Source organism: Streptomyces sp. NPDC059909 (genome assembly GCF_042730885.1).
GTDB lineage: Bacteria > Actinomycetota > Actinomycetes > Streptomycetales > Streptomycetaceae > Streptomyces.
Genome location: NZ_JBHWKX010000049.1, coordinates 22,398 through 45,354 on the forward strand (window position 1 = coordinate 22,398; position 22,957 = coordinate 45,354).

The 22,957-nt window shown below is 70.6% G+C and carries 19 protein-coding genes and 5 pseudogenes; 11 read left to right on the plus strand and 13 right to left on the minus strand.

Annotated elements, in window-relative coordinates:
- Positions 1-6 precede the first annotated feature (6 nt).
- From ACFV9O_RS27795 to ACFV9O_RS27810, 4 genes and pseudogenes are all read right to left on the minus strand, one after another.
- The gene (locus ACFV9O_RS27795; RefSeq protein ID WP_385422443.1) at positions 7-240 is read right to left on the minus strand and encodes a hypothetical protein; all 234 of its coding nucleotides are present in this window, start codon (positions 238-240) and stop codon (positions 7-9) included.
- Between the two features lie 56 nt (positions 241-296).
- Positions 297-571: pseudogene (locus ACFV9O_RS27800) on the minus strand (helix-turn-helix domain-containing protein); the annotation flags it as partial.
- 86 nt (positions 572-657) lie between these two features.
- Positions 658-918 carry a hypothetical protein gene (locus ACFV9O_RS27805; protein ID WP_385422445.1) on the minus strand — a complete coding sequence of 87 codons (261 nt, stop codon included), beginning with the start codon at positions 916-918 and terminating at the stop codon, positions 658-660.
- Positions 919-1,441: 523 nt separating this feature from the next.
- Positions 1,442-2,214 (minus strand): annotated as a pseudogene (locus ACFV9O_RS27810) (VOC family protein).
- A 132-nt stretch (positions 2,215-2,346) separates the two neighbouring features.
- Between ACFV9O_RS27810 and ACFV9O_RS27815 the strand changes: the two are divergent.
- Both ACFV9O_RS27815 and ACFV9O_RS27820 read left to right on the plus strand, forming a co-directional pair.
- The gene (locus ACFV9O_RS27815; RefSeq protein WP_385422447.1) at positions 2,347-2,925 is read left to right on the plus strand and encodes an NUDIX hydrolase; all 579 of its coding nucleotides are present in this window, start codon (positions 2,347-2,349) and stop codon (positions 2,923-2,925) included.
- Complete coding sequence (locus ACFV9O_RS27820; RefSeq protein ID WP_385422449.1) at positions 2,922-4,520, plus strand: sigma-70 family RNA polymerase sigma factor; 1,599 nt, start codon at positions 2,922-2,924, stop codon at positions 4,518-4,520. The genes ACFV9O_RS27815 and ACFV9O_RS27820 overlap by 4 nt, the downstream gene beginning before the upstream one ends.
- Positions 4,521-4,526: 6 nt before the next feature.
- On the opposite strand, the gene ACFV9O_RS27825 is transcribed toward ACFV9O_RS27820, so the two are convergent.
- Positions 4,527-5,066 (minus strand): nuclear transport factor 2 family protein, encoded by a 540-nt coding sequence (locus ACFV9O_RS27825; RefSeq protein WP_385422451.1) that lies wholly within the window; start codon positions 5,064-5,066, stop codon positions 4,527-4,529.
- Entirely contained in the window at positions 5,063-5,518 is a 456-nt protein-coding gene (locus tag ACFV9O_RS27830) for a hypothetical protein (RefSeq protein ID WP_385422453.1), read from the minus strand. Before ACFV9O_RS27830 ends, ACFV9O_RS27825 begins: the two co-directional genes overlap by 4 nt.
- A 579-nt stretch (positions 5,519-6,097) precedes the next feature.
- Here ACFV9O_RS27830 and ACFV9O_RS27835 point away from each other — a divergent pair.
- The 4 genes from ACFV9O_RS27835 (at position 6,098) to ACFV9O_RS27850 (ending at position 12,395) form a co-directional block, all read left to right on the plus strand.
- Entirely contained in the window at positions 6,098-6,325 is a 228-nt protein-coding gene (locus ACFV9O_RS27835; RefSeq protein ID WP_385422455.1) for a type A2 lantipeptide, read from the plus strand.
- A 94-nt stretch (positions 6,326-6,419) separates the two neighbouring features.
- Positions 6,420-7,298: a hypothetical protein gene (locus ACFV9O_RS27840; RefSeq protein ID WP_385422457.1), complete on the plus strand. Its 879-nt coding sequence runs from the start codon at positions 6,420-6,422 to the stop codon at positions 7,296-7,298.
- 116 nt (positions 7,299-7,414) lie between these two features.
- The gene (locus tag ACFV9O_RS27845) at positions 7,415-9,532 is read left to right on the plus strand and encodes an NHLP family bacteriocin export ABC transporter peptidase/permease/ATPase subunit (RefSeq protein ID WP_385422497.1); all 2,118 of its coding nucleotides are present in this window, start codon (positions 7,415-7,417) and stop codon (positions 9,530-9,532) included.
- A gap of 43 nt (positions 9,533-9,575) precedes the next feature.
- Entirely contained in the window at positions 9,576-12,395 is a 2,820-nt protein-coding gene (locus ACFV9O_RS27850) for an NHLP bacteriocin export ABC transporter permease/ATPase subunit (RefSeq protein WP_385422499.1), read from the plus strand.
- 61 nt (positions 12,396-12,456) lie between these two features.
- Here ACFV9O_RS27850 and ACFV9O_RS27855 read toward each other — a convergent pair.
- Positions 12,457-12,612: pseudogene (locus ACFV9O_RS27855) on the minus strand (RNA-guided endonuclease TnpB family protein); the annotation flags it as partial.
- Positions 12,613-12,801: 189 nt separating this feature from the next.
- On the opposite strand from ACFV9O_RS27855, the pseudogene ACFV9O_RS27860 reads away from it, so the two are divergent.
- Positions 12,802-12,957: pseudogene (locus ACFV9O_RS27860) on the plus strand (IS110 family transposase); the annotation flags it as partial.
- Here ACFV9O_RS27860 and ACFV9O_RS27865 read toward each other — a convergent pair.
- The 3 genes from ACFV9O_RS27865 to ACFV9O_RS27875 all read right to left on the minus strand — a co-directional run bounded on the left by ACFV9O_RS27865 (position 12,954) and on the right by ACFV9O_RS27875 (position 17,136).
- Positions 12,954-13,262 (minus strand): hypothetical protein, encoded by a 309-nt coding sequence (locus tag ACFV9O_RS27865; RefSeq protein WP_385422459.1) that lies wholly within the window; start codon positions 13,260-13,262, stop codon positions 12,954-12,956. The pseudogene ACFV9O_RS27860 and the gene ACFV9O_RS27865 sit on opposite strands and share 4 nt — an antisense overlap.
- Positions 13,263-13,468: 206 nt before the next feature.
- The gene (locus ACFV9O_RS27870) at positions 13,469-13,942 is read right to left on the minus strand and encodes a protease inhibitor I42 family protein (protein WP_385422461.1); all 474 of its coding nucleotides are present in this window, start codon (positions 13,940-13,942) and stop codon (positions 13,469-13,471) included.
- Positions 13,939-17,136: a M36 family metallopeptidase gene (locus ACFV9O_RS27875; RefSeq protein WP_385422463.1), complete on the minus strand. Its 3,198-nt coding sequence runs from the start codon at positions 17,134-17,136 to the stop codon at positions 13,939-13,941. Before ACFV9O_RS27875 ends, ACFV9O_RS27870 begins: the two co-directional genes overlap by 4 nt.
- A gap of 243 nt (positions 17,137-17,379) precedes the next feature.
- Here ACFV9O_RS27875 and ACFV9O_RS27880 point away from each other — a divergent pair, with 243 nt between their 5' ends.
- The gene (locus ACFV9O_RS27880; RefSeq protein ID WP_385422465.1) at positions 17,380-18,189 is read left to right on the plus strand and encodes an N-formylglutamate amidohydrolase; all 810 of its coding nucleotides are present in this window, start codon (positions 17,380-17,382) and stop codon (positions 18,187-18,189) included.
- A 228-nt stretch (positions 18,190-18,417) separates the two neighbouring features.
- Positions 18,418-18,684, plus strand: a complete 267-nt coding sequence (locus tag ACFV9O_RS27885; RefSeq protein WP_385422467.1) for a hypothetical protein — start codon at positions 18,418-18,420, stop codon at positions 18,682-18,684.
- 217 nt (positions 18,685-18,901) lie between these two features.
- Here the strand turns inward: ACFV9O_RS27885 and ACFV9O_RS27890 are convergent, their stop codons facing one another.
- On the minus strand, positions 18,902-19,336 hold the full coding sequence (locus ACFV9O_RS27890) for a hypothetical protein (RefSeq protein ID WP_385422469.1): 435 nt from the start codon (positions 19,334-19,336) through the stop codon (positions 18,902-18,904).
- Positions 19,324-19,707: pseudogene (locus ACFV9O_RS27895) on the minus strand (HD domain-containing protein); the annotation flags it as partial. The pseudogene ACFV9O_RS27895 and the gene ACFV9O_RS27890, both read right to left, overlap by 13 nt.
- 269 nt (positions 19,708-19,976) lie before the next feature.
- Here ACFV9O_RS27895 and ACFV9O_RS27900 point away from each other — a divergent pair.
- Together ACFV9O_RS27900 and ACFV9O_RS27905 are read left to right on the plus strand one after the other, a co-directional pair.
- Positions 19,977-21,047: a Dyp-type peroxidase gene (locus ACFV9O_RS27900; RefSeq protein WP_385422471.1), complete on the plus strand. Its 1,071-nt coding sequence runs from the start codon at positions 19,977-19,979 to the stop codon at positions 21,045-21,047.
- A complete protein-coding gene (locus ACFV9O_RS27905) occupies positions 21,028-21,846 on the plus strand; it encodes a family 1 encapsulin nanocompartment shell protein (RefSeq protein WP_385422473.1) in 819 nt (272 codons plus the stop codon). The genes ACFV9O_RS27900 and ACFV9O_RS27905 overlap by 20 nt, the downstream gene beginning before the upstream one ends.
- A 170-nt stretch (positions 21,847-22,016) precedes the next feature.
- Here the strand turns inward: ACFV9O_RS27905 and ACFV9O_RS27910 are convergent, their stop codons facing one another.
- Entirely contained in the window at positions 22,017-22,757 is a 741-nt protein-coding gene (locus ACFV9O_RS27910) for a DUF1275 family protein (protein WP_385422475.1), read from the minus strand.
- Between the last annotated feature and the right edge of the window lie 200 nt (positions 22,758-22,957).

The following is a 22,957-nucleotide window of genomic DNA, read 5'->3' on the forward strand; positions in this document are numbered from 1 at the left end:
CGCGGGTCACCCGGTGTCACTCGGCTCGGCCGTCGACCTCCCCGCGGGAACACATCCAGAGCCCACGAGCATGGACACGGCGTCAACCAACGGCAAGGGCAGCACCCGCCGCGTCGATATCGCCCCGAAGGGCAGTTCCTCCCAGTAGCCCTCGTGCAGTCTGATCAGGTCGACGCGTCCGGCGGCCAGCAATTGGGTCAGCAGCAGGGCGGCCGTCAGCACCAGCCGCAGGAATAGCACCCCGATTTCTGCGTTAGTTAGGCAACGTTCCCCCTCTCGACGACGGCGCGTAGGCGCAGGTCATGCCCGGTCTGCTTGGACTTCGCGATCTTCTTGATCTCGCGCCGCTCGGGCAGAGTGAAGGGCTTCCGCCGACCGCCCTCGTACTTCGGATACAGGGTGGCGAAGCCGTCGGTGTTGAAGCCGTGGATCGTATCCCGGACCCGGTCGTCGCTGGTGAAAGTCACTTCGGCGACCTTCGGACCGGCATGCCCTGCGCGGACAGCAGCACCATCTGGGCCCGCGGCCAGGTCACTACCGGCCCGGAGCCGCGGCGGATGATCCGAAGCAGCCGACGGCCCTCGTCGTCATCGATATCGCGTACACGTACTCGCTCTGCCGCCCGGACAGGATGCCCATCACGTGCCGCCGGCACCCTCACTCCCTCACGCCACGCTCGGCAGAGGATGCCGCCCCCGTGACCGTCCAGATCGCCATGCCCCACAGGCAGAGCGCGGAGATGAGGCCCACCATGAAGCGAACGGTCTTGTCCGGGCCGTTCGCGAGCCACACGACCATGCCCGATGCTCCGGCCGCGATCAACAGGGCCGCCAGCACCCGCAGCCGGGGCTGCTCGAATACCGCTGCGAGCGGGAGGAAGTGGAGCCCAACGACAATCGGGGGAATGAGCACTGGCATCCCGGCGCGAGCGCACACTACGGCGATGGCGACGATCAGCAGCCACTGGACACCGTTGATCTGATTGAACCGCCGACGTCGGTCGGCGGGGAATGGACCCCTGCCGACGAGGGGAGAAAACGGCGCGCGGCGAGCATCAGCCCCAACGTGACGGCACAGCCGACCACGACCTCGACCAGCCGTGCCAAGCCGTCGAATGCACTCGTGGCCAGCAGCCACCCGGAGCCCGAACAACGCGCCCCCTCTCTGGAGGGCTGCCGACCCTCGGACGGTCGGGCTGATCCGCCGGCAGGGGCGGCCTGCCTCCGCCCGCCAGAGAGGCTTTCGTGTGGACTCCACGCGCGGGCGGGCGCGGGTCCTGCAGGAGATGGTCAACGGGTCACTGGTGCACGGACGGAGTTCCCCGGAAGTGGGTGAGGCGCTGGACCTGTGCTTGGCGTGCAAGGGGTGTTCGTCCGGCTGCCCGAGCGGCGTCGACATGGCCACCCACAAGGCCGAGGCGCTGCACCGGCCGGTCAGCCGGTCAGACCTTCGCCGTCAGCGGCGGCTTGTGCACCCCGAACGCCGCGCCCTGCGGATCGTGCAGCACCGCGAACCGCAGCCCGCCCTCCATGTCCATCGGCTCCAGGAGTACGCCACCACCCGCATCGGTCGCCGTGTGCGCGGTCGCGTCGACGTCCGTCACCTCGAAGTACGGCAGCCAGTGGGCGGGCACCTCGGGCGGGAAGCGTTCGTCGTGCATCTTCACCATGCCGCCGAAGTCGTCGCCGCCGATACCCCACTGGGTGTAGTGCTCCGACACGTGCACGGTCCAGCCGAAGACCATCCTGTAGAACCGTTTCGCACGGCCGGATCACGCGTCAGCAGCTCGACCCAGCCCAGCGCACTCGGCGCGTTGAGCAGCTCGGCCCCGGCGAAGTTGCGGCCCTGCCAGAGCGAGAAGACCGCGCCTTCGGGGTCAGCGACCACGGCGAACCGACCGTCCTCGAAGACGTCCATCGGCCCGGTGAGCAGCCTGCCGCCCGCCTCGGTGACCGCTGTCGCGGTGGTGTCCGTGTCCTTCGTGGCGAAGGAGATGGTCCAGGCCGTGGGCTGCTCCGCCTGGTAGAGGGGGGTGAGTGCGGCGACGGTCGCGCCGCCGACGCGCGCCATGGTGTAGCCGCCAGCCTCGGCCCGCTCGTCGGTCGCCATACGCCAGCCGAAGACCGTGCCGTAGAAAACCTGGGCTGCCGCCATGTCGCTGGTGCCCAGCTCGGCCCAGCAGGGTCCGCCGATGACGGGCCGGGACGTCTTCATGGTCGTACCTCCGGGGCCGGGTCCCCTGCAAGCACGCTATGCCGGGTACATCACAGCGGCCACCCGTGCGTCCGCCGTACGATCGGGCACCGCCGTGCCCGGCCGGGTGCGGCGTGACCGCACGAAGGGCCGATGGTGACCCACTCCCCGAACGACACGCTGAGCCGCACTCCGGGCGAACACCCCGGGCGGGCGTTCCCCACCGCCAACGGGATGACCGGTATCGGCATAATCGTCGTCGACCCGGGCGGCCGGATCCTCCTCGGCCTCGCCCACACCGGCCACTGGGAGCTTCCCGGCGGCAAGGTCGACCCGGGTGAGAGCTTCGAGCAGGCCGGGGCACGTGAGCTGGCCGAGGAGACGGGGCTGCGGGTGCGGGCCGACGACGTACGGATCGTCGCGGTCGTGCTGGACGGCGAGCGGGGCATGCCCCGGATCTCGGCCGCGGGCCTGAGCTCGGGTGTGGAGGGCGAGCCGGAGGTCACCGAGCCCGACAAGATCGTGCGCTGGGAGTGGCACCGGCCGGACGCGCTGCCCGCCGAGCTGTTCTTCCCCTCGGCCGCGGTGCTGCGGGCGTGGCGGTCCGATCTAACACTTCCGGAGGTTCCTGCGTACTCCTATCCGATTTCTGTTATCGGGGCGGAGGCGGGGCGTCTCCCCATTGTCGGAGGAGACACGCCCCAGCCAAGGAAGAGAGTGGACACAGCGTGAGCAGCGAACGCGAAGCCGCGATGATCATGGCCGCGCAGGCCGGCGACCAGCACGCGCAGGACCGGCTCGTCGCCGCGTACCTTCCGTTGGTCTACAACATCGTCGGCCGGGCGCTGAACGGCCATGCGGACGTGGACGACGTGGTGCAGGAGACCATGCTCCGTGTCCTCGGCGGCCTGGACGGGCTGCGCAGCCCGGACAGCTTCCGCAGCTGGCTGGTCGCCATCACCATGAACCAGATACGCGGCCACTGGCGTGAGCGCCGGTCCGGGGCGATATCCGTCGGCGGCGATCTGGAGGACGCGTACGAAGTCGTCGATCCCGGCGCGGACTTCGTGGACCTGACGATCACCCGCCTCGGTCTCTCCGGTCAGCGCCGCGAGACCGCCGAGGCCACCCGCTGGCTGGACGAGGACGACCGGGCGCTGCTGTCCCTGTGGTGGCTGGAGGCTGCGGGAGAGCTGTCCCGCGCCGAGGTCGCCGCCGCGCTGGAGCTGACGCCGCAGCACACGGCGGTACGGGTACAGCGCATGAAGGCGCAGCTGGAGACGGCGCGCGTCGTCGTCCGCGCCCTGGCCGCCGACCCGCGCTGTGTGCTCCTGGAGGAGATAGCCGCCGGCTGGGACGGCATACCTTCGGCTCTTTGGCGCAAGCGACTGGCCCGCCACGCCCGCGACTGCACGGTCTGTGCCGGCCACTGGTCCGGGCTGGTCCCCGCGGAGGGCCTCCTGGTGGGCCTTGCGCTCGTCCCGGTGGCGGCGTCGCTCGGCGCGTTCGCGTCGGCGCCGGACCTGGTCACCACGGCGTCCGCCCACGCCCCTGTCTCCGCCTCGGACCGCGCCTCCGCTCACCCCTCCGCCCGGACCCGGGCCCGCCAGGAGCGGGCCAGGCGCCGCCGCCGGACCACGGCCGTGGCAGCCGCGGTCGCCGTCCTGGTCACCGGTGGCGGTGCGGTCCACCTCCTCACCGGCCCCGAGACGGACGAGGAGGCACCGTCCACGGCGGCCGCTCCGGCCTCACCCACGCTCCCGTCGGCCTCGCAGAGCCCGTCGCCGTCCCCGTCGCTCTCCGCCTCCCCCTCCTCCTCGCCGAAGCCCACCCCCAGCAGGACGACGGCCAAGCCGACCCCGACGCCGACGCCGACGCCGAGCAAGGCCAAGCCGAAGCCCAAGCCCACCCCGAAGGCGCCGGACCCGGCGCCGCCCACGCAGGGCGGTGCCGCCCAGCAGGTCCTCGCCCTGGTCAACGCCGAGCGCTCCAAAGCCGGCTGCGGGCCGGTCAGCTCCAACGAGAAGCTCGCCACGGCGGCCGGCAACCACTCCGCCGACATGGCCGCCCGCGACTATTTCGACCACACCAACCCGGACGGCGAGGACCCCGGCGACCGCATCACCGCGGCCGGCTACCGCTGGAGCACGTACGGCGAGAACATCGCGAGGGGTCAGCAGACCCCGGCCTCGGTGATGGACTCGTGGATGAACAGCCCCGGCCACCGCGCCAACATCCTCAACTGCTCCTTCAAGGAGCTGGGCGTGGGCATCCACGACGCGTCGGGCGGACCGTGGTGGACGCAGGCGTTCGGCACGGCCCTCTGACGAGGGCTAGGGGGTGTCGTGGCCGGTGAGCTGGTTGAGCGGGCCGTCGGTCAGTGTGGCGCGCTGGTCGGTCACCACGGGCAGCCGTGACATCGTGCCGGAATCGATGAGTCCGGTCTGGGCGAGGACCGATGCCTGGTCCCAGTAGATGTGTTCGCTCGCGATGAGGGAGCCGTTGAAGGACACGACGGCGATCACCGCGATGCCGACGGGCCGCCCGGTCGGGGGGACCGCCGGCAGGACCCAGGGCACCTCGACGTCATGGGTGAAGGAGACGAGCATCTCGTCGACGATGCGTCCGGCGCCGATGGTGCGGGTCAGCGTCGTGATCATGAAGTCCTGGGGATTGTGCCCGATGAACCAGCGCCGGTAGAAGTCGCGCACGGCTGCCCCGCCACGGGCGCCCATGGCCGTGGGCACGTGCAGCACGACGGGTGCGTCCGTCATCGTGGCCATGGTGGCATCGACGTCGAGCGTGTTGAACTCGCTGCTGGTGTGGAGTTCCCAGACACGCTCCAGTTCCGACGGGTCGTGCTCGGTCGTCATGGGGTGCCTCCTCGGGCTCCGTCGATGATGGTGTCCAGCCGGTCGAAGACCCGCTGGTCGAGCGAGAGCGGTTCCACGTCTGGCAGTGGCCCGGGGCTCCGTCCCCGGCCCGGAACCGGACGAACCCCATGACGGCGACGCGTGAAGGACTCGGCGAGCCGCGGGTCGACGGGAGAGCCGAACAGGGGCTGGTACGCCATGCGGTGGTACGTCGTCGCCCGCCCGAAGCCCTCCGCGGCGCACACCCGGTGCCCGCGGGCGGCGCTGTCCTCGGCCGCAGCGGCCACGCGGGCAGCCGTGGCCCACCAGGCGCGGTGCCAGGCATCACGGTCGCCGGCCGGGATCCGCCCGGCGGTGACCGGGCATTCGCCGTAGGAGGCGCCACCGCTGCCGATGAGCCCCGGCGCACGCTCGACGTGCATCGGGAACAGCGGGTCGTCGAACAGCTTCATGGCCGAACCTCTTCACGGAGCGGGGCGGCACCGAGCGGTTCACATCCGGGCCGTCGCCCCACCGATCCTCCACCCGCGTACGTCTACGTCGCCGAGGCGCGCCGTGCGCGGAGCCGACCGGCCCCGTTCGCGACGCCGACGCCCCATCTCAGACAGCACTGGAACGCTATCTTCCGCAAACCTGCACACCGAACACTCAACCGATGCACCACAGCTGACCGTCCCTCATCTTTCCCGGCCTGGTTGGCGCCGTGGCAGGCCATTGGGGCGGGAGTGTCCGATTCGACGCCGCACCTTGGAACCACCCGAAGAGAATTCGGCCCGTGAAGCTTGTGAAGATGACGACACGAAGACGTGGACGCGCCTGCACGTGAACTTAATTCCGTGACCGATGAGGCCCTGACCGGGAGTTGTCCGATTGGCTGAGCAGCGCGTCGGCGTGCTTTGATCCTGCGCACCGCGGGAGTTGCACCACGGGTTCCCGATTCATCGGGCACCCGCCCGCTCACGCGGCCGGTTCGTTTCCGGCGAACCCGGCCGTGACCCTTGAGAGATATCCACATGAAGGGAAGCTTCCTCATGAACTTCACCCCCCAGGTCGAGACCGCTGAGATCTCCGACGCCGACCTCGACAACGTCTCCGGCGGTCTGCACAGCGCCGTTGCCAGCGCTGCGGTCGGCAACGTCACGGCCACCCTCGACTCCATCGCCCCGGTCTCCGGCGTCGCGACCGGAGCCCTCGGCGCCGTCGAGTCGTTCGCCGGTCTCAACTCGGCCGCTATCACCGGCTACGCCGCCAGCCTCTGAGACCGCATGAGTGAGCCCCGGAACGGTCAAGGTTCCGGGGCTCATCGCGTCATCATACCCTGACACGGACATTTGCAGTCGAGGGAAGAAGTACGTGCAGTTCCGCCAAAACGCCCTTTCCAAGCTGCAATCGCCCGAAGAAATAGATTTGCCGGTGCGTTTCGCCCGGCCGCAGGGCTGGATCGTCCTGGCCGTCACCGTTGTCGCGATGGCGGTCGGGTGTTTCTGGGCCGTGACCGGTTCCGTTTCGTCCACTCTCAGGGCACCCGGCATTCTTACGCACGGGCAGGGCAGTTACGTCCTGCAGAGTCCGGTTGCGGGCCAAGTCACCGAAGTCCTCGCCGAAGAGGGCAAGCGCCTGCCCGCCGGTGCGCCGCTCCTGAAGGTCCGTACCCAGCAGACCGCGCAGACGCAGCCGGCGGAGCAGACGGATGAAGGCACGGAACAGGGCGAGACCGGTGCCGAGGCCCAGGGCGACACCGTCGTCCGCACCATCGCCGCGGGACGCCTGACCTCGCTCGTCGCCACGATCGGCGCCGTCGTCACGACCGGTTCCGACGTGGCGGTCGTCGAGCGGGTCGACGACGCCGACGCCCCTCTGACGGTGATGCTCTACCTCCCGGCCGACAACGGCTCGACCGTCCCCGTCGGCGCCCGCGTCGACCTCAGCGTGCAGTCCGTGCCGGCCCAGCAGTACGGAGTGCTGCGGGGCCGGGTCAAGGCCGTCGGCCGGACCTCGCAGACGCGGCGGCAGATCACCGGCTTCCTCGGTGACGGCCAGCTCGCCGAGCAGTTCTCGAAGCAGGGCAGGCCGGTGCCCGTCCTGGTGCAGCTCGAGCGCTCGCCCCGTACGAAGTCGGGTTACGCATGGTCGTCGCAGGACGGGCCGCCGTACGCGATCGGCTCCATGACCCTGGCCACCGGTGCCGTCCACCTGGCCGACCAGCGTCCGATCGATTGGCTGCTGCCGTGACCGCCCCGTCCCCCACCAGGCGCCGCGCCCGCGCGCCGCACACGAATCCGCGGCGCGCCCCCAAGCCGCAGAAGCCCGCGAAGCAGAAGGCCGTCCACACCCCCACCGTGCTCCAGATGGAGGCGGTGGAATGCGGCGCCGCCACGCTCGCCATGGTGCTCGGCCACTACGGCAGGCACGTGCCGCTCGAAGAGCTGCGCATCGCCTGCGGGGTGTCCCGCGACGGCTCCCGGGCCAGCAACATCCTCAAGGCCGCCCGCAGCTACGGCCTGCAGGCCAAGGGCATGCAGATGGAGCCCGCCGCGCTCGCCGGGGTGCAGGCGCCCGCCATCCTCTTCTGGGAGTTCAACCACTACGTCGTCTACGACGGCATGGGGCGCCGCTTCGGGCGCCGGGGCGTGCACATCAACGACCCCGACAAGGGCCGCCGCTTCGTGCCGACGGAGGATTTCGACACCAGCTTCACGGGCGTGGTCCTGGTCTTCGAACCCGGCGCCGGGTTCCGCAAGGGCGGCCGCCGGCCCGGAGTCCTGCGATCCGTCCCCGCCCGGCTGCGCGGCACCACCGGCACGATGGTCGCCGCGCTCCTCGCCAGCCTCCTCCTCGTCGCGGTCGGCGCGGCGCTGCCCGCGCTGAGCCGTACGTACATCGACATGTTCCTGGTCGGCCGTCAGACGTCGCTGCTCGGCGTCCTCTTCGCGTCGATGGCCGCCATGGTCGCCCTGACGGCCGTCCTGACCGGGCTGCAGCAGGCGAATCTGCTGCGGGGCCGCATCATCTCGTCGACCCTGGGCAGTGCCCGCTTCTTCCGGCATCTGCTGCGGCTCCCGGTGACGTTCTTCGCCCAGCGCAGCCCGGCCGACCTCGTCCAGCGGCTGCAGTCCAACGACGCGGTCGCCGAGACCCTCGCCCGGGACCTCACCGCATTCGGTGTGGACGGGATCGTCGTGATCCTCTACGCGGTCCTGCTGTGGACCTACGATCCACAACTCACCGTCATCGGCGTGCTGATCGCGCTGCTCAACGTGGTCGCGATGCGCGTGGTCGTACGGCTGCGGGCGACCCGTACGCAGAAGCTGCGCGCGGACAGCGCCCGGCTGACGAACACCTCGTACACCGGCATCCAGCTGATCGAGACGATGAAGGCCACCGGCGGCGAGAACGGCTACTTCCGCCGCTGGGCCGGGCAGCACGCGACCACCCTGGAGGAGCAGCAGCGGCTCGGGGTGCCGAGCGCGGTGCTCGCCGTCGTCGCACCGACCCTCGCGACGCTCAACAGCGCGCTGATCCTGTGGATCGGCGGGCTGCGCGCCGTCGAGGGCCATATCTCGATCGGTCTGCTCGTCGCTTTCCAGGCCCTGGTGACCCGCTTCACCGCGCCCATCACCCGCCTCAACGGCATGGCGTCCCGCATCCAGGACTTCGCGGCCGACGTGGCCCGGCTCAAGGACGTCGAGAACTTCCCCGCGGACTCGCTGTACACGCGCCGCGAGCCGGCCGCGAGCACCCGCAGGCTCATGGGCCACGTCACGCTGGAGGAGATCACCTTCGGCTACAGCCCGCTCGACAAGCCGCTGCTCACCGGCTTCTCCCTGGCGGTCGGCCCGGGGCAGCAGGTCGCGCTCGTCGGCGGTTCGGGCAGCGGCAAGTCCACGGTCTCGCGGCTCATCGCCGGGCTCTACAGCCCGTGGGAGGGCACGATCCGGATCGACGGGCAGCGCCTGGACGAGATTCCGCGCGGCGCACTTGCGGCCTCCGTGTCCTTCGTGGACCAGGACGTCTTCCTCTTCGAGGGGACGGTGCGCGACAACGTGGCGCTCTGGGATCCTTCGATCCCGGACGAGGCCGTGGTCGACGCCCTCACGGACGCGGCGCTGTACGACGTCGTCGCGCGACGGCCCGGCGGGATCCACGGCAGGGTCGAGCAGGACGGCCGCAACTTCTCGGGCGGGCAGCGCCAGCGCCTGGAGATCGCGCGGGCGCTGGTCCGCCGGCCCAGTGTGCTCGTCCTCGACGAGGTGACCAGTGCTCTGGACGCCGAGACGGAGCAGCTCATCATCGACAATCTGCGCCGGCGCGGCTGCGCCTGCGTGGTGATCGCCCACCGGCTGAGCACCGTCCGCGACAGCGACGAGATCGTGGTGCTCGACCACGGCTCCGTCATGGAGCGCGGCCGGCACGAGGAGCTGGTCGCGCACGGGGGCGCGTACGCCGAACTGGTCAAGGAGCACTGAGTTGATCCCCGTACAGCACCCTGCGCCCACGGGCCCCGACGACATGGTGCTCGCCGCGCTCGGCGGCCTCGGCGCACCGGTCGACTGCTCGGGCCTGCGCAGCATGTCGCTGGAGGGGCCACAGGTGCTGTGGCTCGTCGTGGGCGGGGCGCTCGATCTGTTCGCGGTCGACGCGGCCCAGCAGGGGCACTGGCACTTCCTCGGCCGCCTGGAGACGGGCACGCTGCTGCTCGGCCCGGTCGAGGGGCCTCGGCACACGCTGGTCGGCAGGCCGTTGCAGGGGTGCGCGCTGCGCCGGATCCCGCTGCGGGAGCTGTACCGGCCGCAGGAGTACGCCGACCAGTGGTCCTACCAGAGCCCGTACCAGAGTCAGTACGACAGCCAGGACGGGACGCTGAGCCTGCTGGAGCACGCCTTCGCGCTCGGCGTCGGGCGCGGCCAGCGCGTGCTGTTCGAAGCACCGCTGGACGGGCGGACGACGGACGAGGAGACGGTCACCGACGACGACATCCTGTGGCTGCCGGTCTTCCCCGGGAGCGTGCAGTACGGTGCCGCGTTCAGCGCGCAGGCGGCCGCCGACCTGCTCGTGGACAGCGCGTTGTGGCAGCAGATGGTCAACCAGCAGTTCCGTCTGCTGTCGGGACTCGATCGCTGGATCGAGCGGCTCGAACGCGCCCACGAGGACCGGGCCGCGGCGGGCCTGAAGGCGGGCGAGGCGGTGCGCGCGGGCGCCGACCAGGCGCTGCTCGCCTCCATCGGCCGCTCGCGCCGGACGTCGGCCGCGGGCCGGTCGTCGGGAGCCTCCGACGACGCGGCGTACGCCGTCTGCCGGCTGGTCGCCTCGGAGGCGGGGATCACGCTTGCGGAACCGGCCCGGAGCGGGCCGGTGAACGAACGCATCAGCGCCGTCGAGCGGATCGCCCTCACCTCCCGTGTCCGTACCCGCGCGGTCCGTCTCGACGGAGACTGGTGGCAGGAGAACAGCGGTCCCCTGGTGGGCCATCGGGCCAAGTCCGGTGCACCGGTGGCGCTGTTGTGGCGCCGCGGCGGATACGAGGCGGTCAACCCGGCCACCGGCTCGCGGATCCGCATCGACGAGGAGAACGCGGAGGACATCGAGCCGCGCGCGGTCATGTTCTACCGGCCGCTGCCGGAGCGGCCGATGAACGCGTGGCGGCTGCTGCGCTTCAGTCTGCGCGGCACGCGCCCCGATGTGCGCAACCTGGCGATCGCGGGCCTCGTGACGGTCACCCTCGGCGCGCTGGTGCCGATCGCCACCGGTCAGGTGCTCGGGGTGTACGTACCGAACGCCGAGGCCGGCCTCATCGTGCAGGTGTCCGTGGCCGTCATGGTCGCGGGCATCGTGTCCGCGGCCTTCATGCTGCTGCAGAACCTCACCATCCTGCGCATGGAGGGCCGGATCGAGAGCACGCTGCAGCCGGCCGTGTGGGACCGGCTGCTGAGGCTGCCGACGAAGTTCTTCGCCGAGCGCTCCACCGGAGAACTGGCGAGCGCGGCGATGGGCATCAGCGCGATCCGCCGCCTGCTGTCGGGCGTCGGCCCCGTGGTCGTCCAGGCGAGCACCGTCGGGACGATGAACCTGGTGCTGCTGCTCGCGTACAGCGTTCCGCTCGCGCTCGCGGCGATCGGGATGCTGATCGTCATCGGGCTCGTGTTCCTGGGTCTCGGCCTGTGGCAGCTGCGCTGGCAGCGGCGTCTCGTCGAACTCGGCAACAAGCTCAACAACCAGGCGTTCCAGACCCTGCGCGGACTGCCCAAGCTGCGGGTCGCGGCGGCGGAGAGCTTCGCGTACGCGGCGTGGGCGAAGCAGTTCGCCCGCAGCCGCGAACTGCAGCAGCGGGCCGGCCGGATCCGCAATCTGACCACGGTCCTCGACGCCGTCTATCTGCCGCTGTGCGCCCTCATCATGTTCATGCTGCTGGCCGGTCCGGCGCGCGGCAGCCTCACGGCCGGCGAGTTCCTGACCTTCCACACCGCCGTCACGATGATGCTGGCGTCGGTGACCCAGCTGACGGGTGCGCTCGTCTCGGCCGCCGCCGTGCTGCCGATGTTCGAACAGATCAAGCCGGTTCTGGACGAGGCGCCCGAGGTCCGCGGGGCCAGCACCCAGCCCGGGACGCTCTCCGGGGCGATCGAGGCACGGAAATTGTCCTTCCGTTACACCGACGACGGCCCGCTCGTCCTCGACGACGTCTCACTGGCGGTGCGGCCGGGCGAGTTCGTCGCGATCGTCGGTCCCAGCGGCTGCGGCAAGTCCACGCTGCTGCGCCTGCTCATCGGCTTCGACAAGCCGGTGTCGGGCAGCGTCCTGTACGACGGCCAGGACCTCGCCGCCCTCGACCAGTCGGCCGTGCGCCGCCAGTGCGGTGTCGTCCTGCAGAACGCCCAGCCCTTCACCGGCTCGATCCTGGACTGCATCTGCGGCGCGGAGCCCTTCACTCAGGAAGAGGCGTGGGAGGCGGCCGAGATGGCGGGCCTCGCCGAGGACATCCGCCGCATGCCGATGGGCATGCAGACCATGATCGCCGGATCGGGCGCGGTCTCCGGCGGCCAGCGCCAGCGCCTGATGATCGCCCAGGCGCTCATCAGGCGCCCGCGGGTGCTGTTCTTCGACGAGGCGACGAGCGCGCTGGACAACGCGACGCAGAAGATCGTCACCGAGAGCACGCGCGCGCTGCGGGCGACGCGGGTGGTGATCGCCCACCGGCTGTCGACGGTCATGGACGCGGACCGGGTCATCGTGATGGCGGACGGCCGAGTGGTGCAGGAGGGACCACCGGCCCAGCTCCTGGCGGACACGAGCGGACGTCTGCACGGGCTGGTACGGCGCCAGATGATTTGACTGCTCCCCTCCCTGAAGCGGAGGGGATTCTCCTCTTCAGGGCTGAGTGGGGATTTCTGGCTCACGCTGCCTTACGGGACGGCGTCCCGTCGGGTCTTGTGCGATCAGCGCCGGCCGGGGTCAGACCTGCCCGGACGAGCATCACGCGGGCGGAGTTCTTGTCTCTCGGGGATGAGACTCCGCACGCGGTGCAGGTGTAGGTGCGCTCACCCAGCGGTCCCCGCAACGGGGCGCCTGGCCTCCGGGGTCGGCATGACTGCTCCCCGCTGTTGAAGCTAGGGCCTGGGGGGTGTCACCGGCTACGGAGGCATCGACGGACCGCTGAAGAGGGGCTTGAGCACCGGCTTCACGCGAGCCGGAAGAGCTCTCCGTAACGTGGATGTGTCAGCTCTGTGCCCTGGCACACCGGGCCTACTACGACAAGAAGATCGCCCAGGGCAAGCACCACACCCAGGCCCTGCACTGCCTCGCCCGACGCCGGGCCGACGTCCTCTTCGCGACGCTCCGCGACGGGACCTTCTACGAACCTCAGCCTGTCCGGGCCGTCGCCCATCAGACCTAGACCATGGGCAGGAGGTGATCCGTGGGGCCGTAGTCGATCTTCCAGTCGGCATAGACCCCACAGAATCCGTCCTTGATGCACCGCAGGCTCACGGTCACCCAGCGGACTGATCCGTCGTCGCCAAGCAAGAACGCGACCGCAGCTTCGAACTCCTCACCCCCGCAAGGGCAACCGGCCGCACCGGGCTCGTCGTCCTCCCAGGACTCCTCGTTCCAGTACTCCTCGCTGTCCGCGACGAACGCACGGCTGCCGCAACCAGAACACTCCCGTTCCGCTCCGGAAGCGTTGACCAGCACGAAGAACACCCGCCCGCCGCACCCCCTCAGACGGAAGGAGGATCTTCACCGGGCGGCCGTCGACAGCTTCCCGGAGGAACACCGCGAGCTCCGCAGGAACACCCTCGTCAACCTGATCATCAGCATGCACGAGCACATCGTTCCAGACGCCCCGAACGACCACACGAACAGCTTGATCAAAGGCATGGAACCACCCCCGCACACCGCCGGAGGCGTCAGCCGATGACGCGGACGGTGATACGCAGCTCCCGCGGGCCGGACGGCCCCGGGCCGGTGGTCCGTACGACGACCTCGCCCGGGCGCTCGGCGCGGATCTCCCACTCGCGATAGCCGGGATCGGACTTGTAGGCGACGGGCACGAGCGTGACGCCCGGACCGTCGACCGTGGGCGTCTCCCACTGCAGGCGACTGTCGAGTCTCAGCGGCACCGTCGCTCCCACGGCAAGCGTCACGGTCAGCCCGCTGTCTGCCTCGGTGAGGACGGTCGGCGGCGGAGTGGCCGAGGACGGCGAGTCCGAGGGCGACGGCGCGAGTGTTGTCGGGGGGACTGCCGTCGGCGGGGGCGTGGTCGAAACGGGGGTGGGCAGCGCGGAGGTGCTGCTCGGAGTCGGCTCGTTCGTGCAGGCGGCCGCCGCCACCCCGAGAACCGGGGTGACGGCGGCCGCACGCAGCACACGTGCCTGTGTCATACGAGCGGGACGTTGATGCAGGTCAGGATGCCCGCCTGCGTGGTGAGTTCCGCATTGGTCGCGTCCGGGTCGAGCCGTACCTTCTCGGCGTTCTGCACGGCCTCCAGGAACGGAGTGTCCGCCTTCAGATCACCGTCGGTGTCGACCAGCTCGTCCGCGTCGAAGGCACCGTTGGCGAAGTTCAGCCAGGCGGCGAGGAGCTGACGGTCGAAGGCCCGCTTCGGGTTCAGCAGGGTCAGGAAGAGGGTGCTCGCCGCCTTCTCCTGCGTGGACACGTCGACGATCTCCGAGAAGACCGCGCTCGAGTGCTCGACGATCTTCAGGTAGCAGTCGAGCCGCTCCTTGCCGAGCCCGGTGAGGTCCCCGGTCAGGTACTTGACGTACCAGACGTCGGCGAGCAGGGACAGCGGCGCGTTGCCCTGCACGATCAGCGGGATCCCGTCGGTGCCGGTGCCCCCGTCGTCGTCGCGGGCGGTGAAGGACAGGTTGTACAGGCACGGCTTGTCGTACGTGTGCGCCTGCGAGTCCGTCACATCGCGCGGCTGAACGCTGGGGCTGCGGGCCGGGTCCGGGTTCGGCGGGTTGACCAGCGAGGTCGTCGCGGTGCTCGGCGAGCCGTCACCCCAGGACCAGGTCATGGTCTCGTCGTCGCTGCCGGGGTCGGTCACGCGCGCGGCGTACGTCTTGTCCTCCCCCGCGTGCACGACGAGCGTTCTGCCGCCGGCCAGCTGGACGGCCGCCGACGTGTCGATCGCCGCTGTCGGGTTGACGTTCGCGACGGTGATCTCGGCTTCGCGGCAGGTCGTGGTGTCGTCGTCGCTGCCGCACACCTTCACGGTGAAGGTGCCGTTGTCGCCGAAGACGACCTGCCTGCTGAACGTGAGGGTGGCGTCAGGCCGGTTGTTCTCCAGCTGCCCCGGCAGGGGTACGGGCTTGCCGTCACCGGGATCGATGGTGGCGGTCAGCGGGTCGAGCCAGCCCGGGTCGGTGACCGTACCGCTGACCATGAGGCTGCCGCCCTCCTCCCGGGGCCCCGCGACGGTGAAGCTGATCGCGGGCGCGACGTTGGTGACGGTCACCGTCGCCGTGTCCGTGTCCGCTCCCGCCGCGTTGCCGACCCGCACGCCCACGGTGTACGTACTGTCCTGGCCGACGCGGTCGAACACCGGGCTGACGCCGGTGGCATCGTCGTAGGCACCGTCGCCGTCGAAGTCCCAGGCGTACGTCTCGCCTCCGCCGGGGCTCGTGCTGCCGCTCGCGTCGAGCCGTACGTCCGTGCCCTCCTTGGTGGTGTACGGACCGCCTGCGTCGGCGGTGGGACGGCAGCTCGCCGGGAAGTCGGTGGCCGGGTTGGCCTGGCCCTGGCTGGGCGAGGTGGCGCCCGCACCCATGCCGCGCCGGGCGAAGACACCCCACAGCAGACACTGGTCGGCCCCGCCGTTGTCGGCGCGGTCGGCGGCGAGGATGCCGTCGCGGGCGTCCAGGAAGTCCGGCGTGGACGGGGTCAGCTTCATCCCGTCGACCATCAGCTGCTCGTGCCGGCGCTTGCCCGCGGCGTAGCCGTGCGCGCCGATCAGCGCGCTGCGCATGTCCCACAGGACGGTGGCCCAGATCTCACCGTCGTTGTGCGACTCGCAGCCCTCGTTGCAGAGGTCGCCGTAGGTGAGGGTGCTCTGGTCGTAGCGGACGCGCCGGATGCCCGTGGGGCGGCCGTTGTCGTACTCCGAGAAGAGCGGATCGTTGAAGTACGTCGTCGACAGCGCGTCGCTCCAGCCCTCGCCGAGGGCGTCCGCCTGCACGCCGCCTCCGAGTTCGCCGCCGCCGACCAGGCGGTTCGACAGGCCGTGGCCGTACTCGTGGATGACGGTCTCGCCGTCCATGCTCTCGTGCACGTCGAGGAAGCCGTTGCCCTCGTACGTGCGGGACACGAACAGGCGCATCGTCGGGTTGGCGCCGTCGGCCGGCGTGGAGAAGTTGGCGTTGCAGCAGTCCCCCGGGTCCTGGCTGTTGCCCTGGTAGTCGACGTAGACGTCGACCCGGTCGCCGCCCGCTCCGCCGTTGCCGGGGTTGTCCTCCTGGAAGTTGCCCGACGCCTCGTCGAAGCCCAGCTCGTAGAGGAAGTCGTGCGCCCTGTTGACGTAGTAGAAGGCCTGGGTGACGACGGCGTCCCGGTCGGTCGTCATGTCCGTGCCGCCGCTGGTGCGGTAGGCGTCGGTGAAGGTGTAGCCGAAGTGCTGATAGGCCGGGTCGCCCTGCGGCGGGGTTTGCGGCTGGTGGCCGAGCGACTCGGGTGCGTCGAGGTCCTGCGAGGCCTCGGCGTTGTTGCCACGTGTGGTCCTGCCGTCGACCCAGGACCGGCCGAGACCGCTGAACGGCACGGTCTGCTGGTCCGAGACGTCGGGGTTCTGACCGGTGTGGACGCGCCCCTCCGGGCCCTCGTTGTGCGTGAGGTCGTTGCGGAGGAGGATCCTGCCGCTCTCCGCGTCGACGACGGTGTCGTACAGATGCCCGTTGTCGGCGGTGAGCGTGGTCCGCCACGCGGGCCGGGCAGTGCCGTCCGCGAGCGGGAAGGTGACGCGCTCGGCGGTGACGGTCCTCGGCTCGTCCGTGCCGACGGCGCCGGCTGCCCGCCGCACGGCGGCGCCCTTGTCCAGCTCGGCCGTTCCTCGTGCGTGTGCATCCGGTACGAGGCTTCCGGTGGCGGTGACGACACGGCCCTGCTTGTCGACGGCGACCTGGAGCCGCGCGCCGTGCACGGGGACGCCCCGGTCGGTCTGCCCGATGAACACGTGTTGCAGTGAATTGTGCTTCGTCCGGTAGGCCTTCACGACCTCCAGGCCGTCGAGGTCGGCCGCGGAGAGTCCGTACAGCGCGGCGTGCTCACGCAAGAACGCGAGCGCGATGGCCTGCGGATCGCCGCTTCTGGCGGCGCTCAGCGCCTTGCCCTTCCCGAGCGGCGACACGAGCCGGGGCGTACCGTACCGCCCCCAGCGGACCGCGGCGCCGTCGAACTCCCGTGCCGCGCCCAGCTGTCCGGCCTGCGGCGGGACGCGTTCGTCGCCTCGTACGTCAATGTTCGGATACGGCCTGTCCTGCCGGTCCTCGGCGGCCGGTCTGTCCTCCCGGCCCGCCCGGTCGGCGGCCGTGGCGGTGGTCACCGGCACGACCGTCGTCGCCGGCAGCGCCAATAACACCGCCCCTAGGATGAATGCCCGAGCCCGGGCACCCCGTGCGCGCGTGGACAGCATCGCCTTCCCCCGTTCCCCCGTTGACTGATCCGGGTCCATCGGCAGCGGACCCCGGGCAACGGTATGTGGACATGACAAACCACAGGAAGGGTCCACGGGAGGCTGGCGAGAATTCGCCTCGGACGGGATTTCGACTTCGGGCCGTACGTACAGTTGTCGGCAGGTACGAAGAGAGGACCGAAGACCCGCGTGAACCAGACACCCGAGGCGTTCCAGCTCGTCCCCGGCGCGGACGACTCCCCTGTCCTCCTCCATGTCCCGCACTCCGCACGGGCCGTACCCTCCACGGTCCGGCAGGGCATCGTCCTCGACGACCGCGCTCTCGAGCGCGAACTGGACCACATCACCGACGCCCACACCGCGGAACTGGCCGCCGCGGCCGCCGAGGCGGCGCCCGTCACGCCCTGGCGGTTCGTCAACAACCTCTCCCGCCTCGTCGTCGACCCCGAACGGTTCCCCGACGAGCGCGAGGAGATGCTGGCCGTCGGCATGGGCGCCGTGTACACGCGCACCACGCACCGCGAGCAACTCCGGCCCGCGGACGTCGACCCGCAGCCGTTGATCGACCGCTACTTCCGTCCGTACGCGGACGCGATGACGTCAGCGGTGGCCGGCCGGCTCGCCGCTACCGGGCGGGCGGTCGTCATCGACGTGCACTCGTATCCGACCGAGCGGCTGCCGTACGAGCTCCACGGCGATGGCCCACGCCCGCCGATCTGCCTCGGCACCGATTCCTTCCACACGCCCGCGTGGCTTCTCGCCCGGGCGGAGAGCGCGTTCGGGAACTTCGGCGGCACAGGGATCGACTCCCCCTTCGCCGGGACGTACGTCCCCCTGGACCACTACGGCAAGGACGACCGCGTCAGCGCCCTGATGATCGAGATCCGCCGCGACGTCTACATGCGCGAGCCCGGCGGGCCCGCGGGCCCCGGCATCACGGCGCTGGCCGTGGCACTCGCGGAACTGGTGGCCGCGGTGTCGCGGCCATCGGTGCGGTAGAGCCCGCACAGCGAAGTGAGGGTCCGGCCAAGGTGATGGCCCTGCTCTGCACCGACGTCATCACCGGAGAGCCTCCGAGCCCCGGCATCGCGCAGCAGCCGTTGCTGTTTGTCAATCCAGCCCCTGTGGCGCATTTCGGCCAGTCACTAGCGTGAGCGCTACGGGCCCCAAGAGCGGAGGACGACCATCTGCCGCCGAAGGGAGCGGTCTCTTGTTCATCGATCATCTGTGGACGGTGGGTTCCGCCTCTGCACCGGTACGGAGCGGACCGTCAGGCACTTCTACGTCGTCCGGGGCGCCAAGGACGAGCACAACGCCCGGCAGCTTGCGGCACGGCTGGCCAATTCCCTCCCGGAGCGGGAAGCGCGCGAGTACGCGCTGCTCGACGAGACCTGGACCGAGGTCCTCCTCCTCCGCCGCGACGCCCTGGGGAACTGGCGCCCGTCGGCCCACCGTCCCAGGGCCGGTGCCCATCCTCCGACAGCTGTTGGTTGATCCGGCTCCCTGCGTGACGTCGGCCTTCAAGACGTGGTTGTGGTCTTGAAGGCCGACGTTGTCGCATGGGGAGGGTGTCGATGTCGTTGCAGCCGCGGGAGCCGGGGGAGGTTCCGGTGGAGACGGTGCGGGTGGCGCGTGCGGATGCCTCCTCTGCCTGCCGGATCGCAGGCGATCAGCAGCGGGGCGAGCGGGACCGGCTCGGGGTGAGCGTGTGTCAGGCACGCTCGCCGTGGATCGCCTTTTCGAGCACGTCCAGCACGGTGTCGCGCAGCAGCTCGATTTTGTAGCGGGTCCCCGGCAGGGGCGTGCAGCGGGCGGTGGCTGCGGTCACGGCGGTGAGCAGGTTCTCCGGAGTCGCCTCGCGTCCGAGCAGGGCTTCCTCGACCTCCGGCAGCCGCAGCGGAGTGTGGGCGATACCGCCGGCGGCGACCGCGACCGTGGTGACGATGCTGTCGGAGACGGTTGCGCGGGCCACCGCTTCGACGAGCGGCCATTCCGCCTTGGCGCGGCTGATGGCCCGGTTGTAGGCGGCCCGTTCGCCGGGAAGCGGATCCGGGAGGGTGACGGCGGTGAGGATCTGTTTCGGGGTGAGCAGGTGGTCGCGGGTGGGGTCGGATCCGTCGCCGTGGTCGCAGCCGGTGCCGTCCACGACGGGTGGGTCGCCGCGAACCGGGCCAGGTGCGGCGCGAAACCGTGGTCCAGAAGCAGCTGCCGCCCGGCTTCCTCGTGCCGGGCTCCGGGACCGGAGAGTTCGGCGATGTGCACTGTCTTGCCGATGTCGTGGGTGGCCGCCCCGAACAGCACGGCCTCGCGGTCGACGACGAGGTTCGGATACCGGCCGGCGACCCACTCGACGAGTCGGTGGGCGACGTCATGGACGGCCCGCAGATGGGCGGCCAGGCAAGGCGGGGCCTGCACGCTGCGCAGCAGCTGCTCCGCGGGCCCGGGCAGTGGCCGCAAAGGCGGGTCGACGGGGTCGCGCAGGGCTCGGGAGAGCAGGTCGGGTGGCGGCGGGGACACCGCGCCACGCTACTACCCGGCCCACACGCACCCGGCCACACGCACCGTTCGCGCACCCGTCGCACCCTGGGTGCGGTGGCAGGTGCTGGAGTGCCCGCCTTACAGTGAAAAGGGCATTTCCCGGCAGGTCCACCGCTTGTCGGCCTCCTCCCGCCGATCGGCCGAGGGGATCCGTCCGCACCCAGGACGGTGCGGAGCGCCGGGGGGACATGCGCCGACTTCGACCGTGCCGACGTGCCCCGCTCGCGACGACCGGAAGGGGTATGGCCATGGCCCGACTCCCGGAGGAGCCGGTTCCCCAGCCGGTGCTGTCCCCCGTGACGTCTGCGGCGATCTTTCTGGTGGTGACGGTCGATCCCGGGGGCGAGCCCGGGGTGCGGAAGCTGCTGTCCGACCTGGCGGGACTGCAGCGGGCCTTCGGCTTCCGGGCGACCAGCGGGATGCTCAGCTGTGTCGCCGGCATCGGATCACAGGTCTGGGGTCGCTTGTTCGCCGGGCCGCGCCCGGCGGAGCTGCACACCTTTCGTGAACTGGTCGGAGCCAGGCACCGGGCGGTGTCGACGCCAGGTGACCTGCTCCTCCATATCCGTGCCGAGCGGCTGGACCTGTGCTTCGGGCTGGCCGCTGAGATCATGGAAAGACTTCAAGGTGCCGTTACCGTGCGCGACGAGGTGCACGGGTTCATGTACTTCGACATGCGTGACCTGCTCGGATTCGTCGACGGAACCGAGAACCCGGTGGGGCGGGCGGCGAGTGCGGCGGTCCTGGTCGGCGACGAGGACCCGCAGTTCGCGGGAGGCAGTTATGTGATCGTGCAGAAGTACCTCCACGATCTGCAGGCGTGGAACGCCCTGCCGGTGGAAGCGCAGGAGATGGTGGTCGGACGGAGCAAGCTGTCCGACATCGAACTGGACGACGAGGTCAAACCGGCCGATTCCCATGTCGCCCTGACCACCGTCGTCGACCCCGACGGCACGAAGCACGAGATCCTTCGGGACAATATGCCCTTCGGGAGCGTCGGACAGGGCGAATTCGGTACGTACTTCATCGGGTACGCACGTACCCCCGCAGTGACCGAGACGATGCTGGAGCGCATGTTCCTGGGCGAGCCGCCGGCGTCCCACGACCGCATCCTGGACTTCTCCACCGCGGTCACCGGATCGCTGTTCTACGTGCCGACCGCCGATTTCCTCGACAATCCTCCCGATCCGCCCGGCACGGGTGCGTACTCCGAGGCCCACACGGCGACGGTGTCCGACGCCCGAGCGCGCCCCTCGGACGTTTCCCTGAGGATCGGCGACATGAAGGCGAGCACCGCCGATGAACAATCTGCACCGTGAACTGGCACCCATCTCCACTGCCGCCTGGGCCGACTTGGAGGAGGAAGCGCGACGCACGTTCAAGCGCCACGTGGCCGCGCGACGGATCGTCGACGTTCCCGAGCCGAGCGGTCTTGAACTGTCCGCGGTGGACACCGGGCACCTGGACGCCGTGGACGCACCGGCCGAGGGGGTCATCGCCCACGTGCGCCGCTCGCGGCCGATCGTGGAGCTCCGCGTTCCCTTCACCGTCGATCGCCGGCAGGTCGACGACGTCGCACGCGGGGCCAAGGACGCGGACTGGCAGCCGGTCAAGGACGCTGCCCGGCAGATCGCGTTCGCCGAGGACCGCGCGGTGTTCGAAGGCTATGCGGCCGCGGGCATCGCAGGCCTGCGCGAGAGCTCGTCGAACCCCGCCCTGACCCTGCCGGCCGAAGTGTGCGAGTACCCCAACGCCATCAGCCAGGCCGTGACCGCGCTGCGGCTGGCGGGTGTCGGCGGCGCGTACACCCTGGCGCTCAGTGCCGAGGCGTACACCGCCGTCAGCGAGACCGCCGATTACGGCTACCCCATCATCAAGCACATCGCCCGGCTCCTGGACGGCGAGATCATCTGGGCGCCTGCCATCGACGGTGCCTTTCTGCTGTCCACGCGGGGCGGCGACTTCGAACTGCACCTCGGCCAGGACGTGTCCATCGGCTACCTGTCGCACGACGACAGGAGCATACGGCTGTACTTCCAGGAGACGCTGACGTTCCTGGTGTACACGAGTGAGGCCGTGGTGGCCCTTGAAGCGTCGTCACCGCCGTCCGCCGTGTGACGTCCGCAGGTGACCGGGGCACGTAGGTGACCGGGGCGACACCCGCGCCACCGTCGTGGTGATCACCGCGGGGGTCGGCAAGCAGGCGGAACAGCCCCACGGCGGGCGCCGCACGGCGGCCCGGATGGTGCGGGGCGGTGTTCCGAGTCCGTACCGACCGCTGCCGCTGATCATCTGCGCTCCTTCACCCGTGCACGAGTGAACGCCGTTGCGGCCACCACGACCGTACCGGCCAGCACCATCGGCAGGATCGGCGCCCACAACGGCGCGAACCGCAGCAGCAGTGCGCCGGCCGTGGCGCCGCACAGGAACGCCGCCAACCGGGCGGCAGCCGCAGCGGCGAAACCGTGCGGCGCACCGCCGAGAGTGCCAGCGAGGCCGGTCAACGTACCGGTCAGATAGGTGGTCGACGCACCCCGCACACCGGAGCTGCTCGTCACCGCGCTCTGCACCCCCATCGCCGCGCCGGCCACCGCCAGAAGCAGCAGGGTGGTGCCGGCGCCCGGATGCCCCTCGGCGGCCCGCCACCCGCCGGCCACGGCGGCGAGCAGTGCCAGTTCGGCCGTCACGATCAGGCTGGTCCGCCGGTACCAACCCGCGCTGTGACGGCCCAGCCCCGCGGTGCCGGCCGCGACGCCCAGGGCGTAGCACCCGACGGCCGCCGTCGCTCCCACTGCCAGTCGGCCGTCCAGGGCCACGAGCGCACGAGCGAGTTGCACGAGGTTGCCGGTGATGACGCTGGCGAACACTCCGTCAAGCCCGGTTACGCACACGGCGTCCAGGCTGCCGGCCGCTGCCGTGAGCACCGCGAGGAGGCGTACGACCTGTCGCTCGGGCAGGACCGCCACGCCCGGTTCTGCCGGTGTGCCGTCGGGTCGGCCACCTGCCGGCGCATCGTTGCGTCGATTCATGGTTCGCGGTGCTCCGGGAGGGACGGTCCGTCGCTCATCTGCGCTTGTCGCATGCCGTATCTCCCTCTCATGACGGCCCCTTCGCGGTCGTCCCGACGAGTCTGCACTCCAGGCGCCGGGGCCGTGGCGGACGACACCGGGCATCGCCGGGTCCGTGGCACCGGATGCGCCCGCATTCGGTTGTCCCGGTGGGGTGGGGG

Coding starts and splice junctions, on each gene's coding strand:
- ACFV9O_RS27805 (WP_385422445.1), bottom strand. CDS start 918: ATGCCAGTGCTCATTCCCCCGATTGTCGTTGGGCTCCACTTCCTCCCG.
- ACFV9O_RS27815 (WP_385422447.1), top strand. CDS start 2,347: ATGGTGACCCACTCCCCGAACGACACGCTGAGCCGCACTCCGGGCGAA.
- ACFV9O_RS27825 (WP_385422451.1), bottom strand. CDS start 5,066: ATGACGACCGAGCACGACCCGTCGGAACTGGAGCGTGTCTGGGAACTC.
- ACFV9O_RS27830 (WP_385422453.1), bottom strand. CDS start 5,518: ATGAAGCTGTTCGACGACCCGCTGTTCCCGATGCACGTCGAGCGTGCG.
- ACFV9O_RS27835 (WP_385422455.1), top strand. CDS start 6,098: ATGAACTTCACCCCCCAGGTCGAGACCGCTGAGATCTCCGACGCCGAC.
- ACFV9O_RS27845 (WP_385422497.1), top strand. CDS start 7,415: ATGGAGGCGGTGGAATGCGGCGCCGCCACGCTCGCCATGGTGCTCGGC.
- ACFV9O_RS27850 (WP_385422499.1), top strand. CDS start 9,576: ATGGTGCTCGCCGCGCTCGGCGGCCTCGGCGCACCGGTCGACTGCTCG.
- ACFV9O_RS27870 (WP_385422461.1), bottom strand. CDS start 13,942: ATGACACAGGCACGTGTGCTGCGTGCGGCCGCCGTCACCCCGGTTCTC.
- ACFV9O_RS27900 (WP_385422471.1), top strand. CDS start 19,977: ATGGCCCGACTCCCGGAGGAGCCGGTTCCCCAGCCGGTGCTGTCCCCC.
- ACFV9O_RS27905 (WP_385422473.1), top strand. CDS start 21,028: ATGAACAATCTGCACCGTGAACTGGCACCCATCTCCACTGCCGCCTGG.
- ACFV9O_RS27910 (WP_385422475.1), bottom strand. CDS start 22,757: ATGAATCGACGCAACGATGCGCCGGCAGGTGGCCGACCCGACGGCACA.